The sequence below is a fragment of the Cupriavidus sp. YR651 genome, assembly GCF_900101625.1.
GTDB lineage: Bacteria > Pseudomonadota > Gammaproteobacteria > Burkholderiales > Burkholderiaceae > Cupriavidus.
The window spans coordinates 279,508-297,308 of sequence record NZ_FMYZ01000005.1 but is presented as its reverse complement, the minus strand read 5'-3'; the positions used below and the strand labels follow the sequence as shown (position 1 = coordinate 297,308).

The 17,801-nt window shown below is 64.4% G+C and carries 15 protein-coding genes and 1 tRNA gene; 8 read left to right on the top strand and 8 right to left on the bottom strand.

Going from position 1 to position 17,801, the window contains the following annotated elements:
* The first annotated feature begins 131 nt into the window (after nucleotides 1–131).
* Nucleotides 132–1,379, top strand: coding sequence for a Zn-dependent hydrolase (locus BLR29_RS16410; RefSeq protein ID WP_092138070.1), 1,248 nt, complete (start codon nucleotides 132–134; stop codon nucleotides 1,377–1,379).
* 65 nt (nucleotides 1,380–1,444) lie between these two features.
* On the opposite strand, the gene BLR29_RS16405 is transcribed toward BLR29_RS16410, so the two are convergent.
* On the bottom strand, nucleotides 1,445–2,251 hold the full coding sequence (locus BLR29_RS16405) for an IclR family transcriptional regulator (protein WP_092138069.1): 807 nt from the start codon (nucleotides 2,249–2,251) through the stop codon (nucleotides 1,445–1,447).
* Between the two features lie 230 nt (nucleotides 2,252–2,481).
* Between BLR29_RS16405 and BLR29_RS16400 the strand changes: the two genes are divergently transcribed.
* From BLR29_RS16400 to BLR29_RS16380, 5 genes are all read left to right on the top strand, one after another.
* Complete coding sequence (locus BLR29_RS16400) at nucleotides 2,482–3,180, top strand: GntR family transcriptional regulator (RefSeq protein WP_176860973.1); 699 nt, start codon at nucleotides 2,482–2,484, stop codon at nucleotides 3,178–3,180.
* A 35-nt stretch (nucleotides 3,181–3,215) separates the two neighbouring features.
* On the top strand, nucleotides 3,216–3,893 hold the full coding sequence (locus BLR29_RS16395) for a DUF2848 domain-containing protein (RefSeq protein WP_092138068.1): 678 nt from the start codon (nucleotides 3,216–3,218) through the stop codon (nucleotides 3,891–3,893).
* On the top strand, nucleotides 3,890–5,212 hold the full coding sequence (locus BLR29_RS16390) for an amidase (RefSeq protein ID WP_092138067.1): 1,323 nt from the start codon (nucleotides 3,890–3,892) through the stop codon (nucleotides 5,210–5,212). The genes BLR29_RS16395 and BLR29_RS16390 overlap by 4 nt, the downstream gene beginning before the upstream one ends.
* Before the next feature lie 148 nt (nucleotides 5,213–5,360).
* Nucleotides 5,361–6,686 (top strand): MFS transporter, encoded by a 1,326-nt coding sequence (locus BLR29_RS16385; RefSeq protein ID WP_092138066.1) that lies wholly within the window; start codon nucleotides 5,361–5,363, stop codon nucleotides 6,684–6,686.
* Between the two features lie 294 nt (nucleotides 6,687–6,980).
* A tRNA-Leu gene (locus BLR29_RS16380) sits at nucleotides 6,981–7,067 on the top strand.
* A gap of 7 nt (nucleotides 7,068–7,074) precedes the next feature.
* Here the strand turns inward: BLR29_RS16380 and BLR29_RS16375 are convergent.
* The 3 genes from BLR29_RS16375 to BLR29_RS16370 all read right to left on the bottom strand — a co-directional run bounded on the left by BLR29_RS16375 (nucleotide 7,075) and on the right by BLR29_RS16370 (nucleotide 9,051).
* Complete coding sequence (locus BLR29_RS16375) at nucleotides 7,075–7,338, bottom strand: site-specific integrase (protein WP_255371280.1); 264 nt, start codon at nucleotides 7,336–7,338, stop codon at nucleotides 7,075–7,077.
* Nucleotides 7,339–7,468: 130 nt separating this feature from the next.
* Nucleotides 7,469–8,161 (bottom strand): Nmad2 family putative nucleotide modification protein, encoded by a 693-nt coding sequence (locus tag BLR29_RS33205; RefSeq protein WP_176860972.1) that lies wholly within the window; start codon nucleotides 8,159–8,161, stop codon nucleotides 7,469–7,471.
* Nucleotides 8,158–9,051 (bottom strand): Nmad3 family putative nucleotide modification protein, encoded by an 894-nt coding sequence (locus BLR29_RS16370; protein ID WP_092138065.1) that lies wholly within the window; start codon nucleotides 9,049–9,051, stop codon nucleotides 8,158–8,160. The genes BLR29_RS33205 and BLR29_RS16370 overlap by 4 nt, the downstream gene beginning before the upstream one ends.
* A 235-nt stretch (nucleotides 9,052–9,286) precedes the next feature.
* On the opposite strand from BLR29_RS16370, the gene BLR29_RS16365 reads away from it, so the two are divergent.
* A complete protein-coding gene (locus tag BLR29_RS16365; protein WP_143018469.1) occupies nucleotides 9,287–9,697 on the top strand; it encodes a trypco2 family protein in 411 nt (136 codons plus the stop codon).
* A 63-nt stretch (nucleotides 9,698–9,760) separates the two neighbouring features.
* Here the strand turns inward: BLR29_RS16365 and aspA are convergent, their stop codons facing one another.
* Nucleotides 9,761–11,179: an aspartate ammonia-lyase gene (gene aspA / locus BLR29_RS16360; protein ID WP_092138063.1), complete on the bottom strand. Its 1,419-nt coding sequence runs from the start codon at nucleotides 11,177–11,179 to the stop codon at nucleotides 9,761–9,763.
* A 217-nt stretch (nucleotides 11,180–11,396) separates the two neighbouring features.
* Between aspA and BLR29_RS16355 the strand changes: the two genes are divergently transcribed.
* Entirely contained in the window at nucleotides 11,397–12,299 is a 903-nt protein-coding gene (locus BLR29_RS16355) for a M28 family peptidase (RefSeq protein ID WP_092138062.1), read from the top strand.
* Nucleotides 12,300–12,327: 28 nt separating this feature from the next.
* Here the strand turns inward: BLR29_RS16355 and BLR29_RS16350 are convergent, their stop codons facing one another.
* From BLR29_RS16350 to BLR29_RS16340, 3 genes are all read right to left on the bottom strand, one after another.
* Entirely contained in the window at nucleotides 12,328–15,159 is a 2,832-nt protein-coding gene (locus BLR29_RS16350; RefSeq protein WP_092138061.1) for an AMP-binding protein, read from the bottom strand.
* A 191-nt stretch (nucleotides 15,160–15,350) separates the two neighbouring features.
* Nucleotides 15,351–16,250 (bottom strand): hypothetical protein, encoded by a 900-nt coding sequence (locus BLR29_RS16345; RefSeq protein WP_092138060.1) that lies wholly within the window; start codon nucleotides 16,248–16,250, stop codon nucleotides 15,351–15,353.
* A gap of 80 nt (nucleotides 16,251–16,330) precedes the next feature.
* On the bottom strand, nucleotides 16,331–17,797 hold the full coding sequence (locus BLR29_RS16340) for a cysteate racemase (RefSeq protein WP_092138059.1): 1,467 nt from the start codon (nucleotides 17,795–17,797) through the stop codon (nucleotides 16,331–16,333).
* Nucleotides 17,798–17,801: the final 4 nt, after the last annotated feature.

Sequence of the window (17,801 nt, the reverse complement as noted above, 5' to 3'; positions counted from 1 at the left end):
GTCATGTGCCAGTCGGAGGACGTCGCTGTCGGCGATCCGCGGGGCGCGGCACTGGCTGTCGAAGGTTGGCCGGTGGTCTGCTTCTTGCAACACGGGTCTTTGCCATTCACTCAAGAGCAAACAAGGCAGATATGGATTCGCACCACCTTCCCCGCATCAATGGCGCCCGGCTGTGGCAATCGCTGATGGATCTGGGCGCGATTGGCGCCACGCCAAAGGGCGGCGTTTGCCGCATCGCGCTGACCGACGAAGACCGCAAGGGCCGAGACCTGGTGGTGCAGTGGTGTCGCGACGCGGGACTCGATGTGCGCGTGGACGAGATCGGCAACGTGTTCGCGCGGCGCGCCGGCAGCGACCCTCGTGCCCGTGCGGTCGCCACGGGCAGCCACATCGATACGCAGCCCTCCGGTGGCAAGTTCGATGGCAACTTCGGCGTGCTGGCAGGGCTGGAGGTCATGCGCAGGCTCGATGACCTGGGCATCGTCACGCGCGCGCCGCTGGAGGTGGCGTTCTGGACCAACGAGGAGGGCACCCGCTTCACGCCGGTCATGATGGGCTCGGGGGTGTTTGCCGGCGTGTTCGGGGCCGGGGACGCGCGACGGCAGCAGGATCGCGACGGCGTAAGCGTGGGCGATGCGCTGACCGCCATCGGCTATCGCGGCGAGCACCCGGCTGGCGAGGTGCCCGGTGGCATGTTCGCGGCCTACTTCGAGGCGCATATCGAGCAGGGCCCTGTGCTGGAAGCGGCCGGACTGCCGATCGGCGTGGTCTCCGGCGCGCTCGGCCAGCAGTGGTATGACGTGACGGTGACCGGCCAGGACGCGCATGCGGGGCCCACGCCGCTGGCATTGCGCCATGACGCGCTGCTGGCGTCGGCGCGGATGATCGAGGCCGTGAATCGCATCGCGCGGGACGAAGCGCCGCACGGCCGCGGCACGGTGGGCTATGTCGAGGTCAAGCCGAACTCACGCAACGTGATTCCAGGGCGCGTGGATTTCACGGTGGATTTCCGCAACCTCGCGCAGGACGGGCTGGATCGCATGGATGCCGCCATGCGCGCGGCGTTCGCCGGCATCGCCGATATGGCGGCGGTGCGCGTGAAGATCCGCCAGGTCGTCAAGTTCGAGCCGTGCCTGTTTGCGCCCGAATGCGTGGACAGCGTGCGCCGCGCGGCGGCGGCGCTGGGGCTGCCGCACATGGACGTGGTGAGCGGGGCGGGGCACGACGCGGTCTACGTGGCCCAGCGCGCGCCGACCGGGATGATCTTCGTGCCTTGCAAGGACGGCATCAGCCACAACGAACTGGAGGATGCGCTGCCCGAGCATATCGAGGCGGGCGCCAATGTCTTGCTGCAAGCGATGCTGGCTCACGCGCGCTAAGAGGCAGACGTTCCGGAGAGGAGGGGCTCCGGCCCCTTGCTGCCCTCAATCCCTCTCAGGGCGTTTCAGTGCCCGATCGATCGGGAAATCGCCCACGCGCATTCGATCACCAGGGGCGCGAGCTTGCGCTGCGCCTCGGCCATCGTCCAGCGGCTGGCCGGCGGCGACACGTGTACCGCGCCAACGGCCACGCCCTGGCTGTTCACGATTGGCGCGCCGACGCCCATATCGCCCAGGAACAGTTCCTCTTCATTGCAGGCATAGCCCACGCCACGGCAGGCCACCACGCGCTCGAAGATCGCATCGACATCGGTGAGCGTGGCCGGCGTGCGCGGCACGCGCGTGGACGCCTCGAGCATCGCCCGCACCTGCGCGTCGGGCAGCGTGCTCAGGTAGGCCCGGCCGGAGCTCGTGCAGTACATCGGAATCCGCATGCCCACGGGCGTGAGTACGGGCATGTGCTTGGCGGTCATCAGCTGTGCCACGTAGACCATGTCGAGCCCCACGGGCTCGGTCAGGTTGGCCGTCTCGCCGCTCGCATTGGCCAGTTGCGACAGGTAGGGGCTGGCAATTGGAATCAGCGCGTCGGCGGCCAGGTAGTTGTAGCCGATCTCCATCACCTTCGGCGTCAGGCGGAAGCGGCGCGTCTGCGGGTGCTTGTCGACGTAGCCGAGCCGCTCCAGCGTATGCACGGTCCGCTGCGCGGAGCTCTTGGTCATGCCGGTCAGCGCGGCCAGCTCGGACAGTGTCAGCGTGCGATGCACGGCGCTGAAGGCGCGCAGCACTTCCAGGCCTTTTTCCAGTGACTGGTTGAAGAGCGGGTCGGGGCGCTCGGGGTCGGCAGCGGCGTGTGAGCCGGCGGGGGCGTTCATGAGAAGGATCGGATTCCGGCACCACCGTCGGGACCGCTGCACCACGATGGCTGCATATTGCACCAAGATATTTATGAATCGATTATCGATTCATAACGGATTGGCCATGATACGGGTTGCCATGGTCTTTGGCGCAGGATCGGCGTTTACCCCTAGAAAATACCGGGTTGTGCGCAGTGAAATATCACACTAGTATCACAGCAACTTCAAACGAATCAGAGCGAGATCCCGTGGCCAATCCCATCCGGCTGGTCGGCAATCCCGATCCCACCGCCGCAGTTCCCACGCCGGCCCAGAGCGGCGCGGCGATGCGCGAGCATGCCTACACCGAAATCAAGCGCCGCATCATCGCGTGCGAGTTCCGTCCCGGCGAACCGCTGAACGAAGCGCAGGTGGCCGCGCTGCTGGGGCTGGGGCGCACGCCGGTCCATCAGGCGCTGCATCGGCTGGAAGTGGAAGGGCTGGTGTCCATCCTCCCGCGCAAGGGTGTGCTGGTGACGCCGCTGTCCCTGAACGAAGTGCTCGACATGATCGAAGTGCGCGCGACCAACGAGGTGCTGTGCGCCACGCTGGCCTGCGAACGCGGCCACGACAGCGATTTCAAGGCGATGCGCGACATCGTCGACCGCTCGCCGGACCTGATCGCCAGGCGCGATATCCCCGCGCTGGCCTCGCTGGATCTCAAGTTCCATACCGCCATGTCGGCCGCGTCGCGCAACCGCGTGCTGGCCGAACTGCTGCGCGGCCTGCATGAAAAGCAGGCGCGATTCTGGTTCCTCTCGCTGTCCGATCCGCAGCACCTGGAGAACGTCTACCAGGAGCACCTGGAGATCGTCGACGCCCTCGAGCGGCGCGACGTGCCGGCGGTGCGCGAGGCCATCCGCGAACACATCGACGAATTCCGGAAGAACATCATCCGGACGCTCTGACCGACCCTTTTCCCCTCGTAACAAGGTAGTACGCAATGCCGACACTGAATTTCCAGGTAGCCGGCGGGGGCGCGCTCGCCCTCGACGTCGAACGTCTGATCATCGCCGGCTGGACCGGCCGCGACAAGGACGCCGTCCAGCATCACATCGAGGAGCTGCAGGCGCTGGGCGTGAAGCCGCCCGCGACCGTGCCGACGTTCTATCCGCTGGCCGCATCGCTCCTGACCACCGACACCACCATGGAAGTCCCGCGCGACGACTCCTCGGGCGAAACCGAGTTCGTGCTGCTGCAGGGCGACGATGCGCTGTACATCGGCATTGGCTCGGACCACACCGACCGCAAGGTCGAGGCCTATGACGTGACCGTTTCCAAGCAGATGTGCGCCAAGCCGATGGGCCGGGAGATCTGGCGCTTCGATGAGGTGATGGATCACTGGGACAGCCTGGAAATGCGTTGCTGGCGCGTGCGCGACGGTCAGCGTGCGCTGTATCAGGAAGGCAAGGTCACGCGCCTGCTGGACCCGCGCGACCTGATCGAACGGCTGACCGGCGAGCCGCAGTTGCCGCCGGGAACGGCGATGTTCTGTGGCACGCAGGCAGTCATTGGCGACCTCGGCCACGGCGAGGCCTTTGAAGTGGAACTGCACGATCCGGTACGCAACCGGACGCTGCGCCACGCCTATCGCGTGGAAAGCCTGGCGGTGGCCGGATGAGCGCCCCGACCATTGCCGCGCTGGCGGCATCGCTCGCGGCGGGCCGCACCACGAGCGTGGCGCTGACCGAGGACGCGCTGGCCCGCATCGAACGTCACATGCAGGCAGGCGGTGCCGCGTTCATGCAGGTCGACGCCGACGGCGCACTGGCGCAGGCCCGTGCCGCCGACCAGGCGCGCGCCGCTGGGTTGGTGGCGTCGCCGCTGGCAGGCTTGCCGGTGTCGATCAAGGATCTGTTCGATGTGCGTGGGCAGGTGACGCGCGCCGGATCGAAGGCCCTCGACGGCCATGCCCCGGCGCAGGCCGATGCCGAAGCCGTGGCACGCCTGCGTGCCGCCGGCGCCGTGCTGATCGGCCGGACCAACATGAGCGAGTTTGCGTTCTCGGGCCTCGGCCTGAACCCGCACTACGGCACACCGCGTACGCCATTCGATCCGGAGCGGGTTGCCGGTGGATCGACCTCGGGTGGCGCGGTGAGCGTTGCCGCGGAGATGGCCGTTGCCGCGCTCGGCACGGATACGGGTGGTTCGATCCGCATTCCGTCGGCATTCTGCGGGTTGACGGGATTCAAGCCGACTGCGCGCCGTGTGCCGCTCGATGGCGCGGTGCCGTTGTCGACCTCGCTCGACTCGGCCGGCCCGCTCGCGCGTTCAGTGGCCTGCTGCGCGGCAATGGACGCCGTGCTGAGTGGCCAGACGCTCGACACGCGGCCCGCCGACCTCGCTGGTCTGCGCCTGTATGTGACGCGCGATTTCGTCTGCGACGGGCTCGATGCGGAAGTGGCGGAGGCTTTCGAGGCCACGCTGTCGCGCCTGTCGGCGCTGGGTGCCCGCATCGTGCCGTTCGATTTCCCAGAGCTGCGCCGCCTGCCCGAGATCAACGCTGGTGGCGGCCTGACCGCTGCCGAGGCGTGGACGTGGCATCGCGCGTTGCTGGCCGAGCAGGGCGATCGCTACGACCAGCGCGTGGCCCAGCGCATTCGCAGGGGGCAACAGCAGACCGCGACGGACTACATCGAACTGCTGGCGGCACGCCGTGACATGCAACGTCGCGCGGCCGACCGGTTGCGCGACGCCGACGCCTGGCTGATGCCAACCGTCGCCGTGCGCGCACCGCGCCTGGACGCGCTGGAGCGTGACGAAGACTTCTTCGCCACCAACGGCCTGGTCCTGCGCAATCCGAGCGTGATCAATTTCCTGGACGGCTGCGCGGCATCACTGCCCGTGGCGCAGGGGATTGGCCTCGGCGTGTGCGGCCTACTCGGGCAGGACGCGCGCGTGCTGCAGGTAGCTGGCGCCATCGAGCAGGGACTTTCGTGAAGTGATGCAGTCTTTGATTTAGCAACCTGGCAATTTTTCAATCGGCCGGATTCCCACGGCCTGCCGCCGCGCGCCAGCACAGCGCCCAGCGAGAGGGCCCCGCCAATGTAGCGGGGCCCCGCCCACCACACCCAAGGAGTAGTCACCGATGTCTTCCGTGATGACCGGCGCCCCGGGCGCCCTGGAGAGCCTGCCTCCCGCGCAACTGGCTCAGCAACGCAACGAGGCGTATCGCAAGATCACCGTGCGCCTGATTCCGTTCCTCGTCTTCCTGTTCATCCTGGCCTGGATCGACCGTGTCAACGTCGGCTTTGCCAAGCTGCAGATGCTGCAGGACCTGCAGTTCAGCGAGGCCGTCTACGGCCTGGGCGCGGGGATTTTCTTCATCGGCTACTTCCTGTTCGAGGTGCCGAGCAACCTGCTGCTGGAGAAGATCGGTGCCCGCAAGACGCTGGCGCGGATCACGATCCTCTGGGGGCTGGCCTCGATGGCGATGATCTTCGTGAAGACGCCCGCGCAGTTCTACGGGATGCGCTTCCTGCTGGGGATCTTCGAAGCAGGCTTCTTCCCGGGCGTGGTGCTGTACCTGACGTACTGGTTTCCGGCCGAGCGCCGGGCCCGCATCAATGGGCTGTTCATGACGTCGTTCGCCATCGCCGGCGTGATCGGCGGGCCGCTGGCAGGCTTCATCATGAGTGCGATGGACGGCGTGGACGGCCTGGCCAACTGGCAGTGGCTGTTTGTCATCGAGGGCATTCCGTCGGTGCTGGCCGGTATCGCCGTGCTGATGTACCTGCCGGAAAAGCCTGCCAATGCCGGCTGGCTGACCCAGGCGGAAAAGGACATCGTGACGCGCGATGTGGAAGCCGAGGCACGCGATCCCGCCAAGCATTCGGCCCTGAAGGATGCCTTTGCCAACGCCCGGGTATGGATCTGCGCCGCGATCTACTTCTGCGTGGTGAGCGGCAACGCGACGATCGCGTTCTGGTCGCCGTCGATCATCAAGGAGCTGGGCGTGCAGGGCAACCTGCAGATTGGACTCGTGTCGGCGATTCCCTTCGTGGCAGGGACGATCGCGATGGTGCTGAACGGCATTCACTCGGACCGCTCGGGCGAGCGCCGCATGCACTGCGCGATGGCGACGCTGCTGGCCGCCGTGGGCCTGACGCTGACCGGTCTCTGGCTGCATAGCGCGGTGCTGGCACTGGTGGCGCTGACGGTGGCGTCGATCGGCATCCTGGCCGCATTCCCGGTGTTCTGGTCGCTGCCGTCGGCCTTCCTGGCCGGTACGGCCGCCGCCGGCGGCATCGCGCTGATCAACTCGATCGGCAACCTGGCCGGCTTTGTGGCCCCTTACATGATCGGCTGGTTCAAGACCAATACGGGCCGGCTGTCGTCGGGCCTGTATTTCGTGGCGGCGCTGGAAGCCTGCGCGACGGTGCTGGTGCTGGCGTTCATCCGCGCCAGGCGCTGACGACACAAGGGTCGACGCCACGGGCTGACGGCACAAGGTTTGGCCCCGTGGCTGACGACACACGTGCTGGCGCCGTGGCTGGCGGGCAGGGGGCTGGATTCCCGTGGCGCCTTGCGCTACAATCCGCAGCCTCGTTGCACCGCAGGCGGAAGTTGCGCCGGCGGCACGGCCGGACCCCCGGCAAGGCAGCCAGTGAAAGGCGGGCAGTTCCAGCCGCCTTTTTTGCTTTGTCGGGGCGCATCGCGCCCGCCAACGAGACCGCGGCCCCCCATCAGGGTTGGCGCCGCAAGGACCGCGAGGGTGGCGAAATTGGTAGACGCACCAGGTTTAGGTCCTGACGCCAGCAATGGTGTAGGGGTTCGAGTCCCCTCCCTCGCACCAAAAATCCTTATAAATCAATGGTCTGGACTGTTGATGCTGTCAAAAATTTAGCCAGTTTTGCCAGTTTCGCAGCAAATTTGCCAGCATTTCCGGCGAACTTCTTTACAGCCCGATTCCCCGCCTCGACGTCTGCCGACGGCATCCAGTGGCTATACACGCGGGCGATCATCGTCCAATCTGCGTGGCCCATTTGCTTGACCACCCGCATCGGGTGCTCGCCAGCTGACAGCATCATCGAGGCGTACGTGTGCTCGGTGAGATCCGCATGCACTTCTCAAATGGGTCCAGGAACTGGCTCCGGGTGCCACACAGGGCCTATCTAGAGAAGGGGCCGAAAGTGCCCTTCGGCAAAAGGCGGTACGCCTACGTGGATATACAGGTACTCCCTTGGGCGTTAGGGCTCAGCAGCGACGCTTAGGAAAGGGTACCGTTGTTGCTATAGGCGACAAGTCGGAGGCTTTGTGACACCGTCCGACCTGTCCGTTCGTCGGCGGAAAGCGCTCCCCAGTTTCCATTTCTGCAAGCCACGCAAGAACGCCGGGAGTCGCGTTGATTGGCCTCCCGTGGACGCCACATGGCCATGTGGCAAGCCATTGCTCGAGCCTTTTAACGTCGTCGGGTCGGCGCCTCTTGTGCACGGCATGACCGACCCCGTCGTGAACAAGATGGATAAGCTCTGTTGGCAGCGGCGGACTGCTTGCGCCGAAATACCAGAATCGTGAGCCTATCAGTGCGTTGCGGCCACTAATGTCTCTCGTCTGATTGCCGGCGTCATGAACCACATTGGGAACCTGTATGAGATTGCCGGTCCCATCTGGCCGATAGATATTGTCAGGTACCGGCGAGGCGTCAGGCTGGCGATCACGGAAGCGGGCGTCCTGCCAGTACTTCCCTAGGGGCAGAGACTCGGCTACCTGCATTACATACACGACCTTATCTGGCGCGCGGCTGCGAACGCCGATTATCCAGTCACCAACGGATGCGGCTTTGCGAACTCTGGGCTTGCATATGCTTAGCGAGCATACGTTGCCGTATGGTCGAGGTGCGGAACCACTGTCGCAGCGGACAACGTAGCGATAGATGCGTGGTGTCATGATCTTTGGCTGGTGCCGACTTCGTGTACATCCCTAAACAGCTTTGCCAACCACTCGGCGGATTCAGGGTAGCAAGCGCAGTCCAGGACAAACTCTTGCCCTTTTCCAACAGTCTGTAGAAGAACGGAAACGTGGTCAGCAGTCCAGCGAGATTTCTCTCGGTGGTATGACAGCGGGGATCTGCCGTCTACGGGCATGAACCACGCGGGCAATTTCCAGCGTGAGCGTGTGTGCCCATCCGCCGTAAGCTGCAATGACGGAACGTATCGCTTGAATAGTCCGCCGCCTCGATATTTCGTACCCTTACCTGCCAGACAAAGGGTGTCGCCGGCTACGTAGATAGTATTGTTCCTGCTGCTGAAGCGGTTTGCACCTGCGACGTGCGGATGATCGCGCAACCACGGATAGGAGTTCGCTATGGCCCGCTCGCGGCCTGTCACCGCAAGTACCTCCCCGACCTGCAACCAACCGAATAGAGCGTGTATATCCGGGCTGGCGCGTGTGTAGCGCCAAACGCCATTGACTTGCTCGACGTTGCGAAACCAGCCGAAGAACAGGAACAAGTCACCACGACCGACGCCTTGGTTTTGCAGGTGGGTCTGCGCAGAAGCAACTTGTCCGAACGCCGGGCGCCAACCCGGAGCACGAGCAAGCATGTGTTCTTGCAGATCTGGGTCGACATGGACTGCAGTCTCAGCGTCGATGCTGCTGCGTGTGAGATCGGAGACCATGGCGCTGATGTCCAGGCCATCAACCCTTAGCATGCCGATGCGCTGCGGATCCCTTGGTGATGGAATCGGCAGTGGGACTAATCTTCCGTCGGGGAGAATCGGGCTCGGTACGCCCCCATACCCCGAGTCGAAGCCCTTACGGCTAAGAATTACACGCATATTCCGTGGCAACTTTGGTCGTGCAGTGATTATGAGTTGCAAGAGACCAAAATATGCGAGGCTGCCCCACTCGTTCGTGGGGTTCATCACATCGAACTCACGCCGAGCAGATTCCCGGCTGCTGATGGGGCACGACGGGAGTTCTGATTCTCGCTTGTCATTACGTGGGCTTCCGAACAGACCAATGTGATGCCTGAATGTCACTTTGGCCGGCATCACAAACGGGGCTACAGTTATGGCGACTGTCCGAAACCTTTCTCTGCTGGCGACAGCAGGTCTTCTGTCTGCTTGCTGCGTGGTTGCGCCGAAGGAGCAGCCCGTAGCCACATTGCCGTTGGACAAAGTGCTCGAGCAGATCAGCGCGCAGATCACCAAGGCGCGCGCTGAGGAATGCAAGAAGCAGGAGCGCCTGGGTGTCTATTTGCACGACATTGAGTTGACGCTCGGGCTGACGGTTGACAAAACGACGGACGGCAGCGTGGCCGTAACGTTTCCGGTGATAGGCCAACTGGCTCCATCCGGAAAATTTGAAAGCAGCACGAAGACAACTGAAGCCAACACGCTCGTCATCAAGTTCGCGAGTATCGCGCCGCCGAAGTCCCCAGATCCATGTGTCAAGGGCGGTGGAGCACTCCTGGTCCAGTAGGGTCGGATATTCCGGTCTGCGCGCCTTGGGGGCAACGGTTCCTGGACATTGGGGCATCCAGATTTATGTTTTAGCGCCCATGTCCGCGCGTGGCTGGATCAGTGCTTCGGGTCGTAGCGCGTCTTCGAGGGCCTCCGGGGTCATCAGGCCGCGCGCCAGCACGACTTCACGGATCGTCTTGCCCTCCGCAAAGGCCTGGGAGGCGACCGAAGTCGCGTTCTTGTAGCCGATGACGGGGTTGAGGGCCGTCACCAGTGCGATGGATCGTTCGATGGTCTCGCGCAGGCGCTCGGGGTTGGCGGTAATGCCATTCACGCATTTCTCGGCCAGCGTGTGGCAACCGTTGGTCAGATGCCGGAAGCTCCGGAACAGGCTCGCTGCAATCACCGGCTCGAATGCATTGAGCTGCAGCTGGCCTGCTTCGGCGGCAAACGTGATGGTGATGTCGTTGCCGAATACCTCGAAGGCGATCTGGTTGACCACTTCCGGAATGACCGGGTTGACCTTGCCGGGCATGATGGAGGAGCCGGCCTGCATCGGGGGCAGGTTGATCTCGCCAAGTCCTGCGCGCGGGCCGCTCGACAGCAATCGCAGGTCATTGCATGTCTTCGAGAGCTTGACGGCGATTCGCTTGAGCACGCCGGAGATCTGGACGAAGGCGCCGCAGTCCTGCGTGGCTTCCACAAGATTCGGCGCCAGCGCGAGATCGAGGCCGGTGATGCGCCGCAGCGCGGCCAGCGCCTTCGCGGCATAGTCAGGATGGGCCGTGATGCCGGTACCGATGGCCGTCGCGCCGAGATTGATCTCGCGAATCAGCGAGGCTGCTTCGCGCAGCCGCGCCATGTCTTCTTCCAGCATGACGGCATAGGTGGAGAACTCCTGCCCGAGCGTCATCGGCACCGCATCCTGAAGCTGCGTACGGCCAAGCTTGAGCAGGCCCGCGAACTCCGTTGACTTCCTGTCGAAGGCGCTGCGCAGCACTTCCATCGCTTCGAGCAGGTGTTCGATCGCAAAGCACGTGGCGATGCGGAGTGCCGTTGGATAGACGTCGTTGGTGCTCTGCGCCATGTTTACGTGTTCGTTCGGATGGAGGTAGGCGTATTCTCCTTTCCGATGGCCCATGTGCTCGAGCGCCCGGTTGCAGATCACCTCGTTGGCGTTCATGTTGGTCGACGTGCCCGCGCCCCCCTGGATCGTGTCGACGATGAACTGATCGTGCAAGCGGCCATCCCTCAAGTCATGGCAGGCGGCGATGATGGCCTCGCGCAACGCGGCCGGTAGCAGGCCCAGCTCGGCATTGGCCTCGGCGGCGGCCTGCTTGACGGAGGCCAGCGCAATGATGAGTTGTGGCCACGAAGAGATGGGTGTGCCGGTAATCTGGAAGTTCTCCCAGGCCCGCAGGGTATGGACGCCATAGTAGGCGTCGGCCGGCACCTGACGTTCGCCAAGCAGGTCGGCTTCGGTGCGATAGGTGGTAGTCACGATGCACTCCGATAGAGGGTTGGCGAGAAGCCATGCGATCGACCTGGGCAGCGTCTGCCCGGCGAGGAACGGCTGGAGATGTCTTCATTAGAGTCAATGGATGGCCATCGGTAAAGCCCTCGGATCACGCCGAATCTGCGATGTACGCGTCGCGGAGGGATCGTTCGATCCGGCGCATCGCCATCCCGCATTTTGATAAGAAGGACTATCGAACTGTATGCGGACTGCGCACGACCCCGACCTGGCTGCGGCGTTGGAGCATCATGTAAAGGTCCTTGCCGGAGACATTGGCGAACGCAACGTGTTTCGGCCGGACGCGCTGCATGCGGCAGCCGACTATATCGCGCAGGTATGGACCAGACGTGGCTGTGCGGTGATGCGTCAGGAATATCAGGTACGAGGCGTCCCCTGCGCCAATATCGAGGTTGCGCTCGCAGGCCGCGTTCATCCTGACGAAATCATTGTGCTGGGCGCGCACTACGACACCGTGCGGAACAGCCCCGGGGCCGATGACAACGCCAGCGGGGTCGCCGCGCTGCTCGAGATCGGGGGCATGCTTCAGGCTCTCTCGCCCTGGCACACGGTACGTTGCGTTGCGTTCGTGAACGAGGAAGCGCCGTTCTTCTTTCGCAAGGACATGGGCAGCCTGAGGTATGCAAGAGCCGCGCGGCTGCGCGGAGATCGCATTCACGTGATGCTATCGCTCGAGATGCTGGGTTACTACCTGGACGAACCTGGCACCCAACGCTATCCGCCTCTGCTGCGTTACTTCTATCCGGCGCGTGGCAACTTTATCGCCTTTGTTTCCAATCTTCGCTCGTGGCGTCGATTGCGATCGGTGGTCAACGCGTTCCGGACCTCGTCCGGTTTTCCGTTCGAAGCAGCGGCGCTGCCGTGGTGGGTACCCGGGGTCGCCTCGAGCGATCACTCGTCCTTCTGGCGCCAGGGCTATCCGGCCATCATGGTGACGGACACCGCCTATCTGCGTAATCCGAACTACCATACCGCGCACGATGTACCCACCACGCTCGACTACGGTCGCATGGCCGCGGTGACGCACGGGTTGGCCGCGAGCATCGCGTCGCTGAGGCCAGGGGGCGCGAGTCCTGACAAGGCGTAGGCCGGAGGTTTGCGTCAGTGGCCGCAGGCTAGGCCGGCCTCGTATTCTGGTGTTTCACGCGCAAGGCATCGGGTTCGCCGCAGTAGTGCAGGATCTCCATTCGCGCCGTGTTGCGCAGGCGCACGACGGCCGGCCAGTCGTTTCCGTTGGGCCATAGCGGGTTGCCGATGACCACGCCGACCGGCCCGCGGCGCGGCAGCCACTGCCCGTCCCGCAGGGCGGACCGCGTGCCGCGGATGGCGACCGGCACCACCGGCGCGCCGGCACGCGCGGCCGCAAGGAAGGCGCCCGTGCGGAAGGCCTGCAGTCCTGGCGCACGCCCGAACGTGCCTTCCGGGAAAAACAGCGCCGAATGCCCGGCGCGCACCGCCGCCACCAGGCGCTCCACGTCTTCGTGCTCGCGCCGAGTGTCGGTGCGATCGAAGAAGTCCGCGCCGATGCTGGCCAGGTACACGCCCGGAATGGGCTGGTTTCGCAGTTCGCGCTTGGCCACCAGGCACACCGGCGAGCGCAGGGCTGCCACCAGCACGATGCCGTCAAGGTAGCTGGCATGGTTCGACACCAGGATGCATGGCCGGTCTCGTGGCAAGCGATCGAGCCCCTCCACGAACCAAGGCACGGCGCCAAGCCTGAGCAGGAGGCGGGCGGCGCGATGACTGAGCGCCCAGCCCAGTTCCGGCCGGTGCAGCACGACCGCTCCCAGCCAGGTTGCCGGAGCCAGCGCGGCGAACAGGACCCAGACATAGAGCGCATATGACAGGCTCGCGGCAGTCTGCCGGCCGCGCCGGAACTGCGGCAGCAGGGCCTGCCAGCCGAAGCGCGCGATCTGCAGCCACGGCGCTTCCTGGCCCCGGTCAAGGCGTCCGTGCTCGAACCGTTCGCGGCATGCGGCGCGGCGGATCTTGCCGCTCGACGTCTTGAGGATGCTGTGCGGGGCCACCAGGGCGACATGGTCGGGCGGTATGCCCAGCACGTCGATGGCGGTCTTCAGCACCTGCCGGTGCAGCGTGTGGCGCGCAGGCGTGTTCTTCTCGGCGGTTTCCGCCATCACCACGATGCGCTCGGTGCCGCTGCCCGGATCGGCACTGCCAAAGACGGCGACGCAGCCCTTCCGTATCCCCGGGATGGCGCCGACTGCCTGCTCCAGCTCGTAGGGATAGATATTGCGGCCGCCGCGCACGATGGTCTCCTTGGCTCGCCCGGTGATAAAGATCTCTTCACCCGCGACATAGGCATAGTCCCCCGTGTTCAGCCAGTCGCGATCGAACAGCAGCCGGGTTTGCTGCGGATTGCGGAAATACCCGCTGGTGGCCGAGGGGCCGCGGAACTGCAGCAGCCCCTCGTGACGCTCGGCCAGCTCCCGGCCCGTGGCGTCGACAATGCGGACCTCGTGGCCGGGCAGGGGGCGGCCACAGGAGGGGTATTCCAGCGGGTCGTCCTCGTCCGCGCCGGCGGGAACCGCCACGGCAGCGCGCGCGAATTCCGCGCGGCCGATACGATCGACAACCAACCCGCGGCCCGGCGGCGGAAAGGTCAGGCCCAGCGAGGCTTCCGCCAGGCCGTACACCGGGCTGGCGGCTTCCGGGCGCAGGCCGTACCGCGCAAAGCGCTGCAGGAAGGCGCGCACGGTCGGCACGCTCACCGGCTCGGCGCCATTGAAGGCAAAGCGCCAGCTACTCAGGTCGAGCCCCTCCAGTTCGGCATCGCCCAGCTTGCGGACGCAGCGCTCATAGGCAAAGTTGGGGCCGCCGGACAGCGTGCCACGATATTTGTGGATGGCCAAGAGCCAGCGCTCGGGCCGCGCCAGGAAGGCCAGCGGCGACATCACCACCAGCGGATAGGCGTAGTAGAGGCTGCCCAGCCATGCCCCGATCAGGCCCATATCGTGGTAGAGCGGCAGCCAGCTGACGAAGACGTCCTGCGCGCTGACGTCCAGCGCCTGGCCCATGGCCCGCAGGTTGGCCAACAAGTTGGCATGCGTGAGGACGACGCCCTTGGGGGAGCCGGTGCTGCCCGACGTGTACTGCAGCAATGCGATGTCGTGCGTGCGTACGGTGGCGTGGACTGGCGCGCCGGCACTGGCTTCCAGCTCCGCCGGTGTCAGCACGCTGTGCAGCATCCCGGTGCTGGCCTTGAGCAGAGCGGCCAGCGGCCTGGCCTGCGGGACCGTGATCAGGATCGGCACCTGCGCATTGGCCAGAATGCCTGCATGGCGCTGCAGATGGTCGCCAATCTGCGCCAGCCGCACCGGCGGATAGAGCGGCACCGGGATGCCGCCCGCCAGCAGGACGGCGCAGAAGCAATAGAAGTACTCGGGGCTGGTGGGCAGCATGATGGCCGCGGCCATGCCCGGCCGCAGGCCGTGCTCGGCCAGCCTTGAGGCGATGGCCGTGGCGCGGCGGTGCAATTGCGCAAAGCTGATCGACGTGTCCTCGCCCGCGCCGTCGTGCAGGATGATATGAGCGCGATCAGGGTGGCGACGCAGATGCCAGTCCAGTACGTCCAGCAAGGTGTCGGCGCTGTCAGGGGCTTGCGCCGGCAGCGGACGGGCGCGCTGCAGGATCGCGCCGCTTGTGCCGGGGGGCAGGTCCTTGGCGGCGAGCAAGGCGCGCAGCAACGCGCGCGGCGTGTCGGCCTGGGCCAGAACCTGTTCGGGCAGGCTGACGCCAAAGCTGTGCTCGATGCGGGTCAACAGCTCGGCGCGCGTGAGGCTATCGAAGCCCAGATCCCCTTCGAGGGTGCTGTCCAGCGACACCGGCATCCCGGCATCGGCCGGCTGGCGCATGGCCACCGACATCTCCCGGACAAGGCCGAGCAAGGCTTCATCGAATGTTTCCCGAGGAGGTAAATCCTGTCTCATGCGGGGACTGCGGCTGGGACTGACACACCCTTAAGATAGGCGTCGTGGAGGAATTGTCGAGGCGGGCGCAAGGCCGCAACTGTCGGATTCAGCACTCGAAGGCGGGATTCCGCGTTCGATCTCTTCCTGCCCACCCAGTGTCTGAACGAGATCGGCGTGCGCGGTGCCGGGACACTGTCTCCGGCTCGCGGTCATGAGGCGGACTTTTCCGCCATGGCGCGCCGCAGTTGCGGCAGCACCAGTGTCTCGAGCCCCGATACACCGTGCCCCTGTGCCCAAAGGTGATCGTCTACGAACGCCGCAAAAAATGGGTAGCCGCGGGTATGCAAGAGAGGCTTGCCGTCGGCCTGTGGCGCCATCGCCCACCTCAGGCTTTCGGGGAGGTCGTCGGCTCGAATGGGCGCGCGGAAGCTGCCGAGCTTGACCTTCTCGTACGTGATGGCTTTGAACTCGGGGAATGTCGACGCCATCTTGTCCATGCGGCCAAAGTACTCGGCCTCGTAACCCCGGCAGCCTGGGCAGTCAAACGACCCGACATAGAGGAAGACGATGCGCGAACTCCTGGATGCATGGTATTCGCCACCGGTAGCGACAACCTGGTCATTTGCGGCCGGCGAGGAGGGTTTCTGGCTCGGGCTCGATCTTGCAAGTCGCGCCGCTTTGGCTGCAGCACGTAGATCGGCGATCTCGGCGGGATCGAGCTTGGTGAAACGCACCATCCTGGCAGGCTTGCCCGTCGCCTGAAATGTACCGCTCAAGGATGTTTCGCCGGCGTTGAGCGTGACCTGAATCGCGGAGGACGCCGGCGTGATGAAGTTCAGCAGGAGTTGGTTCCCATCGACCTTGCCTGTCCAGCCCTTGACCGGAGCCATGCCGGCGTCAAGCCAGCCATAGACGGCGTCGTCGACCCGGATCGCACCGGCGTCCGAGCGAGCCCCGGTGATCAGCAGGAGGCGTTCACGCTCCTGACCTTCGACGGACACCAGCCAGTATCCGTCGAGTGCTTCACCAACCTGATCCGCGGCAAAGACGTTGGCGGCATAGCTCACGCCAAGGCCGCCTGCCAAATAGATGAAATGCCTGCGCTCCATGTCGAACCTCCTCGATCGCATACTTCTTCAACATAGCAATGGGCGGGGTTCGTGTCCAATTTCTCCGGTCGCTCTTGCACTCAGACGCGTTGGTGAAGGCGGTCGTTGTCGGCAACCCCCGGCCGAGCAAGCTGAACGCAGCGCTTAGCGAGCACATCCGTGGGGTCCACCAATGCAACGGTCTCCTCGGCAACCCGAAAGTTGTCGGTCTGAGCGAAGATAAGTGGAAGCTCGGTGCAGCCAAGGATCTGGACCCTGGCATCTCGGCCTTGAAGATGCGAGATGGCGGCTCGCAGCTGGTCTGCACAATGGCCTTGGGTGTAGCCTGCCTTTACGCCTTCGGGCCCATAGATGGCATCCATGACCATCTCCTGATACGCGGGCTCCGGTGCTACCAACTCCAACTGTCCTGCTGCGGCATCGTGATAGACCCGGCTTTCGACAGTGCCCGACGTAGCCAGCAATCCCACCTTGGTACATTTTCCGTACTTGTTGACGATGTGCGTGACCGTCTCGGTCAGCATATTCACAATCGGCACGGAAAGATGTGGCTGGATGCGTTCCACATACGCATGCGCCGTGTTGCAAGGTATTGCGATGGCATTCGCTCCCTCGGACTCGAGGCGCTTGCAGGTCGCGTAGAGCGCGACAGTGGGGTCGGCCTCGTGGCGAAGCAGGTTTGCCGTTCGGTCGGGAATCTGAGGATTCTGCTCGACAACCATCTTGATATGGTCCTGGTCCTTTGACGCAGTCGTGTTCTTCACCACCTTGCCCATGAAGTCCACGGTTGCGGCGGGGCCCACTCCACCTACGATGCCGAGCTTGAAGACAAGATTGACCTGCCCGTCGGCAAGCGAGGTTGCGTAGTCGGCGTAGACCTGGTTCACATCGACGATTGCGATTCCGCGCCGCTGCAGTGCCGAGGCGACCAGGGAAAGCTCGGTCATGCCCGGAACAATCAGTGCCGCTCCGGCATCGACCAGTTCCTGGCATGCCTGATGTATGTGCTCGAGGCACAAACCTTCGGTATTCCCCGCCTTGATGCCGTCAATGCCATACATCGCCTCCATCAGCGTTGCCTGCGTGGCATCGGTTGGATAGACGATGTCGTAGCGCTCTCCAAACTGCGCCTCGAAGAGCCGGGCATGGCGAACGTAATCGGAAGCCAGTATGCCAATTCGACCTCCATCAGGAAGGGCGTCTCGCAGAGCTTGTCCGAGCGCGTCCATCATGTTCACGATGCGCACGGACAGTTCCGCCTGAAGCTCCTCGCGGAACGTGTGCGAGGCAAAGCATGGCATCAAGACAGCATCGGCCGTCCTGCTCTCGAACGACTGACAGGTCTTGAAGACGTAGAGCTTTCGTCCCGTCATGCTCGCATCGCGCGTCAGCGGCACGGCAACGTCGCGAAACGGGTGCTGCTCGAACAGGAAGTGATACCGGCCCTGGTCCGCCATGACGGCGCGGCTCTTCACGAGCTTGAGGAACAAGTCAGCCCCGGCAAGCGTCCCAAGGCCGCCGATGATTCCGAAGGTAAGGTCTTGCATTCTG